Raw genomic sequence first — 15,789 nt, 5'->3', positions numbered from 1 at the left:
GGCGTCACCTCAGCGGTAGTTGAAGTCGGGCGAGGACAGCAGGAAGGTGTTCCACTCGGCGGGCGACTTCGCCTTGGCGAGCGCGTCGCGGGTGGCATCGGAAAGCGTGGGCGCGATGGCGTCGCGGTACAGCGCGGAGTCCTGCAGGTCGGGCGCGTCGTGCGGCTGGCGATCGCCCTTGCCATCGGCGAACAGCCGGTTGCGGCCGCTGCCGATCACGCGGGCGAAGTCGAAGCGCTTGCTGAGCTGGCCGGAGCCCGTCCAGCTCGACGAGTCCAGCGGCCAGCCGTCCGGCGTGATGCGGCCGTACAGCGGCTCGCCCATCTGCTGCAGCCAGTTCTGCAGCGGCTCGGCGTTGGGGATGGGCTGGCCGTCGTAGGTCAGCCGCATCGCCGAGACGACGAAGCGCATCGGATCCTTGAACTTGCGCCCCCCCACGGCGGCGGCGTCCTTCGACAGCATCATGGTGCGCACCACCGCGGCGATGTCGCCGTCGGTGTCGCGGAAGGTGCGTGCCATCGCGTCCACCAGCGCGGGAGAGGGCTGGTCGGCGATGAAGTATTCGGCCAGTTGCCGCGAGATGAAGCGCGCGCAGGCGGGCTGGCGCACGATGAGATCCACCGCCTGGCCGATCTCGGCGTAGCCGTTGCCCTCGATGGTCTGGCCGAGGAAGGTCTTGTCGCCGTCGTCGTGCCTGGCCGGGTTGAACACGAACAGGCCGTCGCGCACGACGCCGGGGCGCCCGCGTCCGAAGCGGCCGCCGCGCATCGCCAGCTTCGGCGGCAGCAGGCCGGCGCCGGTGAGCACGCGCATCAGCTGCTGCACGTCGGCCTGGGTGTAGCCCGAGCCCACGCCCAGCGTGTGCAGCTCCATCAGCTCGCGCGCGTAGTTCTCGTTGGTCTTGCCCTTGACGTTCTGCGCGTTGTCGAGGAACACCAGCATGGCCGGGCTCTGCAGCGTGGCCATCACCAGGTCCCTGAACTTGCCCAGCGCGTGCGGGCGGATCGCCCGTTCCTCGTAGTTTGCGGCGAACACGCGCACCGCGCCCTTGTTCGCGTACACGCTGAAGTGGTTGAGCCAGAACCACACCAGCTGTTCCTTGAGCTGGTCGCCGCCGTACACCGCGTGCAGCAGCTCGGCCTGCGCGGCCTGCTGGTAGAGGTCGCGGCGGTACTTGCCCAGGGCTTTCTTCGCGGCGTCCTTGCCGGGGCCGGCGGGCATGTCCTTGAAGCGGCGCTGGCTGTCGCGGAAATCCGCCAGCAAGTCGGGCAGCGGCGTGTCCACGACCGGCAGCGCGTTGATCTGCGCGGCAACCTGCGGCGGCAGCGTGTCGTCCGTGCCGGCCAGTTGTTCGTCCAGGAAACGCGTGCGGCCGAGCTCGCGGTAGCTGGCCAGCGTGGCGCTGTCGAGGCCGAAGCCGTCGCGGCGCAGCCAGGCGATGTCGGCGAGCGAGAGGCCGTCCACCCTGGCCGTCACCGTGGCGGCGGCCATCATGCGCTGGGGTTGGGTCTGGCTTGCGCAAGCCAGCGCGGGCAGGCAGCCGAGCAACAGGCCAAGCGCATGGCGGCGTATCGGCGCGGCAGGCATGCATCCGTTCTCCAGCGAAGGTATGGGCGGATTCAACGCCGAGCATGCCGTGGAAGATGACCGCCACGCTGCGGCGCGCTGCGCGGATTCGCCGGCGGTTCATGTTTCGCAGCAACTTGCGGGCGTGCCGTGCCGGTTACCATGCGCCGTCCCGCCGGAGCCATGCGATGCCCAAGACCTACGACCGCGCCTATTTCGACAAGTGGTACCGCGACCCCGCGCACGCGGTGGGCTCGCCCGCCGAACTCAGGCGCAAGGTGGCGATGGCGGTGGCGCAGGCGGAGTACTACCTCGGCCGGCCGATCCGCAACGTGCTGGACGTGGGCTGCGGCGAGGGAACCTGGCGCGCGCCGCTGCGCGCCCTGCGGCCGGGCATCGACTACCGCGGACTGGACGCCAGCGAGTACGTGGTGGCGCGCTACGGGCGCAGCCGCAACATCGGGCGGGCCACGTTCGGCCAGCTCGAACACCTGCGTTTCGATGCGCGCTTCGACCTGGTCGTGTGCACCGACGTGCTGCATTACCTCAGGCCCGCGGAAATCCGCGCAGGCCTCGCCGGCATCGTCGAGATGCTGGAAGGCATCGCCTTCCTCGAACTGTTCACCAGCCGCGACGACGTGGAGGGCGACCGCCACGGCTTCGTGTCGCGCGCGCCTACCTGGTACCTGCGCGAGTTCGGCAACGCAGGGTTGCTGCCCTGCGGCTCGCATTGCTATCTCGGGCCGCGGCTGGAGCGGCGCATCGCGGCGCTGGAGAGGGCGCAGATGCCCGCGTGATCCAGTTTCCCTGCCCCGTTGCGGGCCAGGGAAATGCCGTCAGCGCGCCGCTTGTGCATCCTTGCCCTGCCACCAGCCGCCGCCGAGTGCCTGGAACAGGGCCGCCGTGTCGCTGTAGCGTTCGATTCTGGCCTGCACCAGCGCAACCTCGGTCTGTTGCCAAGCCTGCTCTGCTTGCAGGATGGCGAGATGATCCGTGTCACCCAGTGCGAACTGCTTGCGCGCAATGTCGAGGCTTTGCTTGGCCGCCTGCTCGGCGACCTGAGCGGCATGCAGCTCATCGGCATCGGCCCTCAGTGCGTACAGCGTGTCGGCCACGTTCTGCAGGGCGGCGATTACCGCACCGCGATACTGCGCCTTGGCCTCGTCCAGCGCGGCTTCGGCTGCGCGCTGCTGGTGCCTGAGCGTGCCGGCGTTGAAAACCGGTTCGCTGACGTCGGCGACGAGGTTCCAGAACGCCGAGCCGTCCTTGAACAAGTCGCCGATGTTCGTGGGCGAGCTGCCGGTATTCGCGCTGAGCGTGAATTTCGGCAGGCGGTTGGACACGGCCACACCCACTTGCGCGCAGGCGGCGTGCAACTGCGCTTCGGCGGCGCGCACGTCGGGCCGCTGCGCTACCAGTTGTGCGGGCAGGCTGAGCGGCAGCGTGTCGGGCAGATGCAGGTCGGCGAGGTCGAATCCGGTCGCCGCGGCCTCGGCGGGCGATTGGCCGAGCAGGGCGGCGATGGCGTCGTCCTGCTGGTCGAGCTGCTTCTGCAGCGGCGGCAGCGTGGCTTGCGCCTGCGCCAGCGCGGTGATCTGCGCGGCGACGTTCGCCGGCGCAAGTTGCCCCAGCTTGAGCTGGCGCCGGAACGAATCCAGCGTTTCCCGCTGCTCGGCGACGATCTTCCGCGTGGCTTCGACCTGAGCGCGCAGTCCGGCCTGCTGGATCGCGGCGACCACCACGTTGGCAGTCAGGCTGAGTCGTGCGGCTTCCAGCTGGAATCGCTGCACGTCGGTCTGCGCGCGCAGCGCCTCGAGCTGGCGGCGATTGCCGCCGAACAGATCCGGTGCCCACGACACTTCGAGCTGGGCGGTGTGCAGCGTGTAGTAGTCGGCGCTGGACGCGGCGGGGCTGGCCAAGGTGCCGGCCACGTGCTGGCGCTCCACGTTGTAGTCGGCGGTGACCTGCGGGAACAGCGCGCCCTTGCCGGCGGCCTGCGCCTCCTGTGCCTGGCGCAGCGCGGCCTGCGCGGCGGCCAGCCCGGGGTTGGCCTTGAGCGATTGCCTGACCAGCGCGTCGAGCTGCGGCGACCGGAACAGCGTCCACCACTGCGCGGGCACGTCCATGCCGGCGACGAGGCGCTGCGCATCTGCGCCTTGGCCGATGGAAGCGGGGAGCGGTTGCGCGGTGTAGCGGTCGCCCTGCGGCGCGTCGGGGCGATGGTAGTCGGGGCCGACCATGCAGCCGGCAAGCAGGATGGCGCCGGCCAGCAGCGGCAGCGCGCGGAATGTGCGGGTGATGTGTGTCTTCATGCGAGCACCTGTGGCGGCGCGCCGTGTGCGGGCGCGCCGCGTCGGATCAATGGACGATGCCTTGCGCGGGAACCGGGCTGGTCGGTCGCGGCGGATGCCGGCGTTCGACCCGGCTTTCCATCGCGTAATACAGCGCAGGCAGCAGGTACAGGGTGAGCAGGGTGGCGATGGCGAGGCCGCCCACCACCACGGTGGCGAGGCCGCGCTGCACGTCGGTGCCGACACCGGTGGCCAGCGCGGCGGGCAGCATGCCCATGGTGGCCACGGTGGCGGTCATCAGCACCGGGCGGAAGCGCTCGGCGGCGCCTTCCACCACCGCCTGCGCCAGCGCCATGCCCAGTGTGCGCAGGCGGTTGATGTTGGCGACCATGATGATGCCGTTCTGCACCGCCACGCCGAACAGCGCGATGAAGCCCACGGCGGTGGCGATGTTCAGCGTCTCGCCGCGCAAGTGCAGCGCGATGAGGCCGCCCAGCGTCGCCAGCGGCACCACGCCGAGCACCAGCAGCGCCTGGCGCAGCTTGCCGAACTCGCCGAACAGCAGCACCGCCATCATCGCCATCACCATGCCGAGCACCACGACCAGCCGCGCCTGCGCGCGCTCGGCCTCCTGGAAGGTACCGGCCCATTCGAGCCGGTACGCCTGCGGGTCGTAGTGCACCTTCCGTGCGATCAGCGCCTGCGCCTGCGCCACCAGTTTCGACAGCGCGAGCCGGTCGTTGTCCACCGTGATCGACAGCTCGCGCTTGCCGCCCTCGTGCGCGATGGTGCCTTCGCCGGTGCGGTAGGCGATGTGCGCCGCCAGCGACAGCGGGATCTGCGCGCCGCCGGCGGTGGTGAGCGGCAGCCGGCCGATGGCCTCCACGTTGTTCGCCACCGCGTCGGACACGCGTGCGGTGACGTTGTAGATGCGGTCGCCCACGTACACCTGGGTGATCGGCGCGCCGCCGATGGCGGTCTGGATCAGGTTGCTGATGTCGGACACGTTCACGCCGTAGCGCGCCGCGGCGTCGCGATCCGCCGCTATCACCAGCTGCGGGATCGGCGGCTCCTGGAAGATCGCCGCCGCGGTGCCGGGGATGGTCTTCAGCGTGTCCACGATCCTGTCGCTGAGCTTGCGCATCTGCCTGAAGTCGTCGCCGTAGACGTACAGCACCAGCGCGCTGTGCGCGCCGCTGACCATGTCGTCCTCGCCATCGCTGATCGGCTGGCTGACGCCGATGCTCATGCCGGGCAGTTCGCGCGCCAGCTTTGCCTGGAATTTCTCCACGAAGGCGGCCTTGCTCTCGTGGCCGGGCCAGCTGTCGTAGGGCTTCAGGCCCACCGCCACCTCGACGTGCGAGGGCGTCCACGGATCGGTGCCGGTGTCGTTGCGGCCCAGCTGGGTGACCACGTAGGACACCTCGGGGAAGCTGCGCACCACGCGGCGCAGGTCGCCGGCCATCGCACTGGCCTGATCCAGCGACAGGCCGCTGGGCATCTGCACCTGCAGCCACAGCGAACCTTCGTCCAGCGTGGGCAGGAAGGCACGGCCCAGCGTGGCACCCAGCACGAGCACGGCCAGCACCGCGAGCGCGGTGGCGGCGTAGGCCATGCGCAGGTGCCGCAGCAGCCGGCCCAGGCTGGACTTGAAGCCCGCATGCAGCCGCTCCAGCGGCTTGTTGTGGAACGGCTTGCGCGGCTTGCGCAGCGCGAGCCAGGCCAGCCCCGGGATCAGCGTGATCGTGCACAGCAGCGCGGCCAGCAGCGCGTAGCCCACGGTGAACGCCATCGGCCGGAACAGCTTGCCCTCGGCGTGCTCGAACGCGAACAGCGGCAGGTAGGCGGTGACGATGATCAGCGTGGCGAAGACGATCGGCTTGCCCACCTGCGCGGTGGCCGCCATCACGTCGGCGCTGGCCAGCTCCTCGTTCGGCCTGGCCTCGCGGCGCAGCAGGATCGCCTCGGTCACCACGATGGCGCCGTCGACGATCACGCCGAAGTCGATCGCGCCGATGGAGAACAGGTTCACGCTCATGCCGGTGAGGTGCATCAGGATGAACACCGTGACCAGCGACAGCGGGATCACCGTGGCCGTCACCAGCGCCGCGCGCGGGCTGCCGAGGAACAGGATCAGCACCAGGCAGACCAGGCCCACGCCTTCCATCACGGTGTGGAACACCTTGTCGGTGGTGGCGCGCACCAGGTCGTCGCGGTCGAGGTAGGGCACGATCCGCACGCCCTTCGGCGCCAGCTGCTTGTTGAGCTCGTTCACCTTGGCGTGCAGGCTTACCAGCACCGCGGACGGGTTCTGGTACTTCAGCAGATCGACGATGCCCTCGACGGTGTCCGGGTTGTTGTCCTTGCCGAGGATGCCTTCGCGCACCTGGTGGCCGTAGCGCAGCCGGCCGAGGTCGCGCACCAGCACGGGCGAGCCGTTCGACTGGCTCACCACGATGTCGCCCAGATCCTTCAGCGAATGCACCATGCCGATGCCGCGCACGATGTAGCTCTGCTCGCCGCGCGTGATGCGGCCGCCGCCGGCGTTGGCGGTGTTCGCGGTGATGGCCTGGGTCACCTGGTTCACGCTCACGCCGTAGCGCAGCAGGCTGGCCGGGTCGAGCACCAGCTGGAATTCCTTGGTGTAGCCGCCGAAGTTGTCCACGTTGGCCACGCCGGGCACGCTTTCCAGCGCGGGGATCACCACCCAGTCGTTGAGCTCGGACAGCTGCATCAGGTTCTGCGTGTCCGACTCCAGCGTGTAGCGGTAGATCTCGCCGGCCGGGCCGGAGACGGGATCGAGGCTGGGCGTGATGCCGGGCGGCAGCTGCGCCTGCGCGATGCGCTCGGTCACGCGCTGGCGCTCCCAGTAGTCCTCGCTGCCGTCCTTGAACACCAGGGTGATCAGCGACAGTCCGAAGGTGCTGCTGGAGCGCATGTGCACCAGCCCCGGCGTGCCGGCCAGCGCGCGTTCCAGCGGCGTGGTGATCTGCTGCTCGATCTCCTCGGCGGCGAGGCCGGGCACCTGGGTGGTGACCTGGGCGGTGACGGCGCTGAGCTCCGGGTAGGCCTCGATGGAAAGCTGCGTCCACGAGTACCAGCCGAAAAGCGCGACCAGGATGGCGACCACGAAGCATAGCGAGCGCTTCTGGAAGCAGAACTCGATGATGCGGTTAATCATTGAGCAGCACTCCGCCGGCCACCACCACGCGGTCGCCCGCCTTGAGGCCCTTCAGCACGCGGGCGCCGTCGTCCTCGTCGTAGCTCAGCTCCACCGTGCGGCGCTCGAACGTCCACGGCGCCACTTCCACGAACACGGTGGTGCTGTCGTTGTTCATCAGCAGCGCGGACTCCGGCACGAACACCTCGGCCGGCTGCGCCACGGCGAGGCTGGCGGTGGCGTACATGCCGGGCTTCAGCGCGTGGTCGGCGTTGTCGATGGCGATGCGCACCGGGTCGCGCCGGCTGGCGGGATCGATCACGGCGCCCACGGAAGCCACGGTGCCGCAGAACACGCGTCCCGGATACGCCGGCACGCTGGCCGTGGCGGGCTGTCCCTGCGCGACCAGGCCCAGCGCATCCTCGGGCACCTCGGCGGTGATCCACAGCTTGCCGGTGTCGACGATGGTCATCATCGAGGCGGTGGCGTCGTTGACGAAGGTGCCGGGCGCGATGGACAGCGCGGTGATCGTGCCGGCGATCGGCGCGCGCACCTGCAGCGGGCGCGCGCCGCGCTGGGCATCGGCGTTGCCGCCCAGCGCGGCGAGACGCGTCTGCGCGCGCCGGTATTCCGCTGCGGCCTGCACGTAGCCGCTCTGCGCCGCTTCCAGATCCTTCACCGCCGCGCCGCCGGCCTGCTGCACGCCGTGCGCGCGATCCAGCGCCTTCTTCGCCAGGTTCAGGGCATCGCGCGCCTTGTCCACGTCGGCATAGGCCTGTGCGAGGTCGCCGGAGTCGATCACCGCCAGCAACTGGCCCCGCTGCACGTGGTCGCCAAGGTTCACGTCCAGCGACAGCACGCGGCCGGTGAGCGCGGGCAGCACGTTGGCCATGTGCGCGGGATCGGCCTCGACATTGGCGGGGAAGACGAGGTCGTGCGGCGCTTGGTGCAGGCTCACCGGCGCGACCTTCAGGCGTTTGCGCAGCGGCGAATCGGCCGGCACTTCGAGTTGCCGGCCATGGACGACGAAGGCGGGCGCGGCTTCCTGCGCCGATTCGTCGCGCGAGCAGCCGCCAAGCAGGCAGGCGAGCGTGAGGGCGAGCGCGCAGAGGGCAGCGCGCGGGCGGAGATACGTGTTGGACATGGCTGGCATCCGATGCAGCCCGGATGGGCGGCGGCGGATGCCATGGGCGATCAGCCCTGCATCACGCCGGACGCGGCGATCCGGGGAGGTGTGGAATCGTTGGGAGTCGCGCCGGTATCGGGCGCGGAGGGAGGTCGACTGTCGTCAGGCATGGCGGCCTCCGTGATCCGTGACGAAGCAGGATGGAGCCTGCGATGCGCGCATGGCGGAAAGATGACAGGCACGCGCGGACGCGCGACGCGAGAGCGCCGGGCGGAATGTTCTTGAAACAGGGAAGCGGTGGAACATGGGGCTCGCCTATGCATGCGCACACGGCGCATGGCGGCGGCCCGTATCCCCCTCAGTCGAAGGAAACGCAGGCCGGCCGCAGGCGGTCGCGGGCGCTCATCGGGTTGTGGAACGCCAGCGTCCGCAAATGCTTGCGATCACTGGCGCATCGACTGGGATAACTGTCCATTTCTCGCTGGGAGTGGCCAAGGATGCCGTCAGCCGGGCTGACGGCGCGCGCACTGTAGTCGTGGGTTACGGGGCTGTCAACGCGCCTGGACGGCTGGATTTCCGGCTTGAGCGGCGCCCCGCAGGCCACGCTGCTCGGCAGCAGGATCGGGCGCCTGAATCGTGGCTGACGCGATGGGACGAACCGCGGCCGCGAGGCACGAAAGGCCGCCTTTGCGGTGGCCTTTCGATCGACTTGGGGAAGGTCTGATTAATCGGCGTCTTGCTCGTCATTCCGGCGAAAGCCGGAATCCAGTGCCATTTCTGTCAATGGCTTGGAGGCGCTGGATCCCAGCTTTCGCTGGGATGACGAGCAAAATCAGACCGTCCTTGGCGGGAGGGAACTGCCAAGGCATTGCATCGCTATGCCATGCGATCGCACCTGGCGAGGGCGCGCCGTCTCCGGCGCGACCCTAGTCGTTGTTGCCCAGCACCGAACCGATGACGCCACCGAGCAGGCCGGCGCCGATGCCGGTCGATGCCGCGCGGTTGCCTTCGCCCGGCATGTATTCGGCGATCTGGTGGGCCAGGCGCGAAATCGGCAGGGTCTGCAACCACACCGTGCCTGGGCCGGTGAGCGAGGCGAGGAAGATGCCGTCGCCGCCGAAGATGGCGTTCTTGATGCCGGGCACGGTGGTGATCTGGAAGTTCACCGAGGCCTGGAACGCGCCGACGTGGCCGGGATGCACGCGCAGCGTCTCGCCGGGCGCCAGGTTCTTCTGGATGAGTTCGCCGGACAGTTCCAGCCATGCCGTGCCATTGCCGCTGATCCGTTGCAGCAGCAGGCCGGAGCCGCCGAAGATGCCGGCGCCCAGCGACTGCTGGAAGCCCACGCCGATGGCCACCTGCGAGGTGGCGCAGAGGAAGCCGTGGCGATGCACCATGTATTCGCTGTTCGGCGCCACCGGCACGGGCACGATGTGGCCGGGCACCTTGGTGGCGAACGCCACCACGCCGGGTGACTGCACGGCGCGGTAATCCGTCATGAAGAAGCTGCCGCCGCCGGCCACGCGCTTGAACATGCCGAACAGGCCGCCGCCGCCGCCCATCTGGGTGTGCGTGGTCATCTGGATCGACGCGCTCATCCAGGACAGTTCGCCGCTTTCGGCAAACACGCTTTCGCCCGGATCGAGCTGCACTTCGAGTACCGGCATGGTCGTGCCCTGGATATGTGTCTGCATGCGAATCCTCCGGGTGAGTAGGGTGGAGCGGTTGGGATCCATCCGCGGTGTACATGCGCCGGCATGCGGTTCGATGGTGCAAATGGTGTCGGAAGCGATAATCCGGCATTGTCGCCGGAAGAGATTGTCACTTTACCGGAGGGCAGGCAATGGATCGTATGGCCGCGATGGAGACGTTGGTGGCCGTGGTCGAAGCGGGTTCGTTTTCCGCCGCGGCCAGGCGTCTGAAGTTGGGACAACCGGCGGTATCCAAATCCATTGCCCAGCTGGAGGAGCAGTTGGGGGCGCGTCTGTTGCTGCGTTCGACGCGTGGCCTGACCGTCACCGACGCGGGTCAGCGCTTCTACGAGCATGCGCGACGCGCCATCGAGGAGGCCGGGCAGGCCGAGCAGGCGGTGCGCGAATCCTCGACCGGGCTTTCCGGCCGGCTGCGGGTCAGCGCGGCGGTGACTTTCGCGCGATTGCACGTGCTGCCGTCGCTCAAATCCTTCCTGGATCGTCATCCCCATCTGCAACTCGACATCGTGCTGGACGACCGCTCGATCGACCTGCTCGAAGAAGGCGTCGATCTTTCCCTGCGCATGGGCACGCTGGACGATTCTTCGATGATGGCGCGCCGCCTGGCGCAGGGCCGGCGCCTGGTGATCGGCACGCCGCGGTATTTCGAGGCGATGGGTGTGCCGCGGACGCCGGCGGAACTGGGCCGCCACCAGGCCATCGTCCATGCATCGCGCGGCGGGGAGTCGTGGTCGTTCAACCGCAACGGGACAGAAGTGGCGGTGGCGGTGTCCGGCCGGGTGCGCGTCAATGCCGCCGAGGGCGTGCGTGCCGCCGTGCTCGGCCACATGGGGTTGGTCATCGCATCGGAATGGATGTTCTCGCCGGAGCTGGCCGACGGCACGGTGCAGGCCGTGCTTGCCGACTGGCAGTTGCCGCCGCTCGACCTGTGGGCGGTGTTTCCGGCGGGGCGCATGGTGACGGCGAAGGCACGTGCCTTCGTCGCCTTCGTCGAGGAAGTGCTGGCCGGCACGCAGGGGCCGCCGGGATAGGTGTGCCGGATCAGGCCGCCGTGGCGGCCGCGGCCTTTTCCAGCACCGGCAACATCTCGGACGGATCGGGGCGATGGGTGTAGTCGGGGTTGACCTCCGAATACAGCACCACGCCGTCCCGTCCGATGACGTAGCGCGCAGGCATCGGCAGCGTCCATGACGGATCGTCGTTGAACGAAGGCAGGTCGTTCCTGAGCGCCTTGTAGAGATCGACCAGATAGCCGGGCAGCGCGAAACGCAGCCCGAAGCGCGCGCCGGTTTCGCCGTTCACGTCGCTGAGCACGGGGAAGCCCAGCTTGTTCTGCCGTACCGATTTCCGGCTGTTGGCCGGGGTCTGCGGCGAGATCGCCACGACGTTGGCGCCATGGGCGCGGATGGCGGGCAGCGCCTCGTTCAACGCCTGCAATTCGATGTTGCAGTACGGGCACCACACGCCGCGGTAGAAGGTGAGCACCAGCGGCCCCTGCGCCAGCAGCCCGGCGGAGGAAACGGGGTGGCTGTCCTGATCCAGCAGGTCGAACGCCGGGGCATGGTCGCCGGCCTTGATGGCGCGGCCGGCCTGGCCGCTGGCGATCAGTTCGGCCGTCGCGCGCTCCATGACCGGGTGGATTTCCGGCGGCGCGTTGAAGGGCGGCTTGCCGGCGCGGAAGTCGGCCTTGAAGGCATCGAGTCGCTCTTGCAGGGACATGGTTCTGCTCCTTTGCGGTGTGTCGTTCGATCGGGGGAGGGAGAACAGCCCGCGTGGGCCGCCTCCGGGCATGCTTCAGGCCGCGGCCGACGTGGCGGCGGGCTTCGTCCATTCGTTGCCCTTCATGAACGCGTCGTAGGGGGTATGCACGATGTGGTTCGTATAGTTGCTCATGACCTTCGTGGCGACGCCTAGGATCACCTCGAGCACGTTGCGGCGGGTGTAGCCGGCCGCGAGGAAGGCATCCACGTCCGCCTCCGGCACGAAGCCGCGTTCGCGCACCACGGCGGTGGCGAACCGGTGCAGCGCCTCGAGCTTCGCGTCCGGCAGCGGCGTGCCGGCGCGCAGGGCGGCGATCACGCCGGCATCCATCTTGACCATCTTCGCCAGCGCGGTATGCCCGGCCATGCAGTAGTGGCAGTTGTTCTCGAAGTTGGAGCTCAGGTAGACGACCTGCTGCTCCTGCGGCGTCAGCGTGCCCTTCGAGAACAGGTTCCAGAGCGCGGCGTAGCCGGCCAGCAGTTCGGGCGACTCGGCCATGTACGACTGCAGGTTGGGCACGAAGCCGAACGCGCGCCGGGCGTCTTCGAGGCCGGCCCTGGAAGCGGCCGGGGCGGTGGCCATCGTGTGGGACTGGAAGGTGCTCATCGCATGCTCCTTGGTGGTGGGCGATGGGCAAATGATGCGTGGCGGCCGCCAGCCCCAGTAGACGGCCGGCGTCGATAACACTCATTCCGGCGCGGCATGGGGCCGGCGCCGGCGATGGCGCGCAAAAGCAAAGGCCGCCTCGCGGCGGCCTTCGGCGTCAATGCACGGGACGGCTTGCTCAACCGCCGCGCGAAGCCCGCTTGCGGTCGTTCTCGGTGAGGTGCTTCTTGCGCATGCGGATTTCCTTCGGCGTCACTTCGACCAGCTCGTCGTCGTCGATGAAGTCCAGCGCCTGCTCCAGCGTGAACTTGGTCGCGGGGGTGAGCTGGATCGCGTCGTCCTTGCCCGAGGCGCGCATGTTGGTCAGCGGCTTGGGCTTGATGGCGTTGACGGTAAGGTCGTTGTCCTTGGCGTGGATGCCGATCAGCTGGCCTTCGTACACCGAGTCGCCTTCGGCGGCGAACAGCTTGCCGCGATCCTGCAGCGGCCCGAGCGAGTAGGCCGGGGTGGTGCCGCCGGCATTGGCGATCATCACGCCGTTGGGGCGCTTGGCGATGGCGACCGGCGTGTACGGGCCGTAGTGGTCGAACACGTGGAACAGCAGGCCCGAACCCTGGGTGAGGGTCTTGAACTGGTTCTGGAAGCCGATCAGGCCGCGCGCCGGGATCATGTATTCCAGGCGCACGCGGCCCTTGCCGTCGGACACCATGTTCTTCAGGTCGCCCTTGCGGATGCCCAGGCGCTCCATGACGCCGCCCTGGTGCTGCTCCTCGATGTCGACGATCAGCTGCTCGATCGGCTCCATCTTCTGGCCGTCGATTTCCTTGATGATCACTTCCGGACGCGACACGGCCAGCTCGTAGCCTTCGCGGCGCATGTTCTCGATCAGCACCGAGAGGTGCAGTTCGCCGCGGCCCGAGACCAGGAACTTGTCGGCGTCGGAACCGTCTTCCACGCGCAGCGCCACGTTGTGGACTTTCTCGCGGTCGAGGCGCTCGCGCAGCTGGCGGCTGGTGAGGAACTTGCCGCCCGACAGGTCCTTGTTGCCGACGAACGGCGAGTTGTTGACCTGGAAGGTCATGCTGATCATCGGCTCGTCGACGCTCAGCGCCGGCAGCGCTTCGGGCACGTCCGGCGAGGTGACGGTATCCGAGATGGTCAGCTCGGGGATGCCCGAAATGGCGACGATGTCGCCGGCTTCGGCGCTGTCCTGCTCGATGCGCTCCAGGCCGAGGAAGCCGAGCACCTGGCCGATCTTGCCCTGGCGCTTCTTGCCATGGCGGTCGATCACGGCGACCTGCATGCCCTTCTTCAGGGTGCCGCGCTGGATGCGGCCGATGCCGATGACGCCGACGAAGTTGTTGTGATCCAGCTGGCTGATGCGCATCTGGAAGGCGCCTTCCGGATCGACGTCCGGCTTCGGCGCGTGCTTCATGATCGCTTCGTACAGCGGGGTCATGTCGCCTTCGCGGGCGTTTTCGTCCAGCGAGGCGTAACCGTTCAGCGCCGAGGCGTAGACGATCGGGAATTCCATCTGCTCGTCGGTGGCGCCGAGCTTCTCGAACAGATCCCACACCTGCTCGACCACCCACTCCGGGCGGGCGCCGGGGCGATCCACCTTGTTGACCACGACGATGGGCTTGAAGCCCATGGCGAACGCCTTCTGGGTCACGAAGCGCGTCTGCGGCATCGGGCCGTCCATCGCGTCGACCAGGATCAGCACCGTGTCCACCATCGACAGCACGCGCTCCACCTCGCCACCGAAGTCGGCGTGGCCGGGGGTGTCGACGATGTTGATGCGGTTCTTGGTGCCGGTCTTCTTGTCTTCCCAGGTGATGGCCGTGTTCTTGGCCAGGATCGTGATGCCACGCTCCTTTTCCTGGTCGTTGCTGTCCATCACGCGCTCGGCCAGCACGGTGCGCTCGTTGAGCGTGCCGGACTGCTTCAGCAACTGGTCGACGAGGGTGGTCTTGCCGTGGTCGACGTGGGCGACGATGGCGATGTTGCGCAGGTTTTCGATGGACATGGGCTGGGCTCGGGCGACGCGGGGTCGTCACGCAGGTTTCTGATAGGGGAACCTGTCGATTATACGCGCTTGCGCGCGCGCCTGCTTGCGCCCGGGCCGCCGCGTTCAGGTCAGGCCGGTCAGCGAATACGCGGCGATCACCACGAACACGGCCAGCGTCTTGATCACGGTGACCGCGAAGATGTCGCGGTAGGACTGGCGGTGGGTGAGGCCGGTCACCGCCAGCAGGGTGATCACGGCGCCGTTGTGGGGCAGGGTATCCATGCCGCCGGAGGCCATCGCCGCCACGCGGTGCAGTACTTCCAGCGGGATGCCGGCGGCGTGCGCGTTGGCGATGAAGGTGTCGCCCATCGCGCCCAGCGCGATGCCCAGGCCGCCGGAGGCCGAGCCGGTGATGCCGGCCAGCGCGGTCACCGCCACCGCCTCGTTCACCAGCGGATTAGGGATGGCGTGCAGCGCATCGGCCACCAGCCTGAAGCCGGGCAGGGCGGCGATCACCGCGCCGAAGCCATATTCCGAGGCGGTGTTCATCGAGGCCAGTAGCGCGCCGCCCACCGCGGCCTTGCTGCCATCGGCGAAGCGCAGCGCCACCGGCCTCCACGCGAACGCCAGCACGCAGACGATGCCCAGCAGCAGCGCGCCCTCCACCGCCCAGATCGCGGCGATCTTCGACACCTCCTGCACCACCGGCGCGTCCTTGCCCACCACGCTGGGCTGGAACGTGGCGGTACCGCCGTACAGGCGCGGGATCAGGCCGGTGAGCCACTTGTTCGCCACACCCACCAGCACCAGCGGCAGTAGGGCGAGCAGCGGATGCACCAGCCTGCCGTGCTCGAACGGTGCGGGTTCGTTGACCAGTTCGCTGCCGTAGCCCTCGCCGGCCCGGGCCGCCTTGCGCCGGCGCGACTCCAGGTAGGCCAGGCCCGCGATCAGGATGAACACCGCGCCCAGCGTGCCCAGCCACGGCGCGGCCCATGCGGTGGTGCCGAAGAACGCGGTGGGGATGATGTTCTGGATCTGCGGCGTGCCCGGCAGCGAATCCATGGTGAAGGTGAACGCGCCAAGCGCGATGGTGCCGGGGATCAGCCGCTTGGGGATGTCGCTGGCGCGGAACAGCTCGGCCGCGAACGGATACACCGCGAACACCACCACGAACAGCGACACGCCGCCGTAGGTGAGCAGGGCGCACACCAGCACGATGGAGAGGATCGCGCGGCTGCGCCCCACCAGGCCGATGGTGGCGGCCACGATGGCCTTGGAGAAGCCCGACAGCTCGATCAGCTTGCCGAACAGCGCGCCCAGCATGAACACCGGGAAATACAGCTTGAGGAAGCCCACCATCCTGTCCATGAAAAGGCCGGTGAACATCGGCGCCACCAGCGCCGGATCGGTGAGCAGCACCGCGCCCAGCGCGGCGATCGGCGCGAACAGGATCACGCTGTGGCCGCGGTAGGCCGCGAGCATCAGGAAGCACAACGCGGCCAGCACGATCAGGAATGCCATGCCTTCGAATCCCCTGCAGCCATCGGACGATGGCCGCA

Annotated in this window: 11 protein-coding genes; 2 read left to right on the top strand and 9 right to left on the bottom strand. The window is 68.6% G+C overall.

Annotated elements, in window-relative coordinates:
- Window positions 1-9: 9 nt before the first annotated feature.
- Complete coding sequence (locus tag ACZ5Z2_RS10860; protein WP_464758588.1) at window positions 10-1,587, bottom strand: DUF1800 domain-containing protein; 1,578 nt, start codon at window positions 1,585-1,587, stop codon at window positions 10-12.
- A 167-nt stretch (window positions 1,588-1,754) separates the two neighbouring features.
- Here ACZ5Z2_RS10860 and ACZ5Z2_RS10855 point away from each other — a divergent pair, with 167 nt between their 5' ends.
- Window positions 1,755-2,363, top strand: coding sequence for a class I SAM-dependent DNA methyltransferase (locus tag ACZ5Z2_RS10855; RefSeq protein WP_464758587.1), 609 nt, complete (start codon window positions 1,755-1,757; stop codon window positions 2,361-2,363).
- Window positions 2,364-2,402: 39 nt separating this feature from the next.
- Here ACZ5Z2_RS10855 and ACZ5Z2_RS10850 read toward each other — a convergent pair whose 3' ends face one another.
- From ACZ5Z2_RS10850 to ACZ5Z2_RS10835, 4 genes are all read right to left on the bottom strand, one after another.
- Window positions 2,403-3,878: an efflux transporter outer membrane subunit gene (locus ACZ5Z2_RS10850; RefSeq protein ID WP_464758586.1), complete on the bottom strand. Its 1,476-nt coding sequence runs from the start codon at window positions 3,876-3,878 to the stop codon at window positions 2,403-2,405.
- Between the two features lie 46 nt (window positions 3,879-3,924).
- Complete coding sequence (locus ACZ5Z2_RS10845) at window positions 3,925-7,038, bottom strand: efflux RND transporter permease subunit (protein WP_464758585.1); 3,114 nt, start codon at window positions 7,036-7,038, stop codon at window positions 3,925-3,927.
- On the bottom strand, window positions 7,031-8,161 hold the full coding sequence (locus ACZ5Z2_RS10840) for an efflux RND transporter periplasmic adaptor subunit (protein ID WP_464758584.1): 1,131 nt from the start codon (window positions 8,159-8,161) through the stop codon (window positions 7,031-7,033). The genes ACZ5Z2_RS10845 and ACZ5Z2_RS10840 overlap by 8 nt, the downstream gene beginning before the upstream one ends.
- 908 nt (window positions 8,162-9,069) lie before the next feature.
- Window positions 9,070-9,837: a TIGR00266 family protein gene (locus tag ACZ5Z2_RS10835; RefSeq protein ID WP_464758583.1), complete on the bottom strand. Its 768-nt coding sequence runs from the start codon at window positions 9,835-9,837 to the stop codon at window positions 9,070-9,072.
- A gap of 149 nt (window positions 9,838-9,986) precedes the next feature.
- Between ACZ5Z2_RS10835 and ACZ5Z2_RS10830 the strand changes: the two genes are divergently transcribed.
- Window positions 9,987-10,886 carry a LysR family transcriptional regulator gene (locus ACZ5Z2_RS10830; RefSeq protein WP_464758582.1) on the top strand — a complete coding sequence of 300 codons (900 nt, stop codon included), beginning with the start codon at window positions 9,987-9,989 and terminating at the stop codon, window positions 10,884-10,886.
- 10 nt (window positions 10,887-10,896) lie between these two features.
- Here ACZ5Z2_RS10830 and ACZ5Z2_RS10825 read toward each other — a convergent pair whose 3' ends face one another.
- The 4 genes from ACZ5Z2_RS10825 to ACZ5Z2_RS10810 form a co-directional block, all read right to left on the bottom strand.
- A complete protein-coding gene (locus tag ACZ5Z2_RS10825) occupies window positions 10,897-11,574 on the bottom strand; it encodes a peroxiredoxin-like family protein (protein WP_464758581.1) in 678 nt (225 codons plus the stop codon).
- Between the two features lie 75 nt (window positions 11,575-11,649).
- The gene (locus tag ACZ5Z2_RS10820; RefSeq protein WP_464758580.1) at window positions 11,650-12,222 is read right to left on the bottom strand and encodes a carboxymuconolactone decarboxylase family protein; all 573 of its coding nucleotides are present in this window, start codon (window positions 12,220-12,222) and stop codon (window positions 11,650-11,652) included.
- A 178-nt stretch (window positions 12,223-12,400) separates the two neighbouring features.
- Window positions 12,401-14,248, bottom strand: a complete 1,848-nt coding sequence (typA, locus tag ACZ5Z2_RS10815) for a translational GTPase TypA (protein WP_464758579.1) — start codon at window positions 14,246-14,248, stop codon at window positions 12,401-12,403.
- Between the two features lie 105 nt (window positions 14,249-14,353).
- Complete coding sequence (locus tag ACZ5Z2_RS10810) at window positions 14,354-15,751, bottom strand: GntP family permease (RefSeq protein WP_464758577.1); 1,398 nt, start codon at window positions 15,749-15,751, stop codon at window positions 14,354-14,356.
- Window positions 15,752-15,789: the final 38 nt, after the last annotated feature.

It is taken from the genome of Rhodanobacter sp. G1, from assembly GCF_055397855.1.
This window is presented reverse-complemented; position numbering and strand designations above follow the sequence as displayed.

Coding starts and splice junctions, on each gene's coding strand:
- ACZ5Z2_RS10820 (WP_464758580.1), bottom strand. CDS start 12,222: ATGAGCACCTTCCAGTCCCACACGATGGCCACCGCCCCGGCCGCTTCC.
- ACZ5Z2_RS10810 (WP_464758577.1), bottom strand. CDS start 15,751: ATGGCATTCCTGATCGTGCTGGCCGCGTTGTGCTTCCTGATGCTCGCG.
- ACZ5Z2_RS10850 (WP_464758586.1), bottom strand. CDS start 3,878: ATGAAGACACACATCACCCGCACATTCCGCGCGCTGCCGCTGCTGGCC.
- ACZ5Z2_RS10835 (WP_464758583.1), bottom strand. CDS start 9,837: ATGCAGACACATATCCAGGGCACGACCATGCCGGTACTCGAAGTGCAG.
- ACZ5Z2_RS10845 (WP_464758585.1), bottom strand. CDS start 7,038: ATGATTAACCGCATCATCGAGTTCTGCTTCCAGAAGCGCTCGCTATGC.
- ACZ5Z2_RS10860 (WP_464758588.1), bottom strand. CDS start 1,587: ATGCCTGCCGCGCCGATACGCCGCCATGCGCTTGGCCTGTTGCTCGGC.
- ACZ5Z2_RS10825 (WP_464758581.1), bottom strand. CDS start 11,574: ATGTCCCTGCAAGAGCGACTCGATGCCTTCAAGGCCGACTTCCGCGCC.
- ACZ5Z2_RS10840 (WP_464758584.1), bottom strand. CDS start 8,161: ATGTCCAACACGTATCTCCGCCCGCGCGCTGCCCTCTGCGCGCTCGCC.
- ACZ5Z2_RS10855 (WP_464758587.1), top strand. CDS start 1,755: ATGCCCAAGACCTACGACCGCGCCTATTTCGACAAGTGGTACCGCGAC.
- typA (WP_464758579.1), bottom strand. CDS start 14,248: ATGTCCATCGAAAACCTGCGCAACATCGCCATCGTCGCCCACGTCGAC.
- ACZ5Z2_RS10830 (WP_464758582.1), top strand. CDS start 9,987: ATGGATCGTATGGCCGCGATGGAGACGTTGGTGGCCGTGGTCGAAGCG.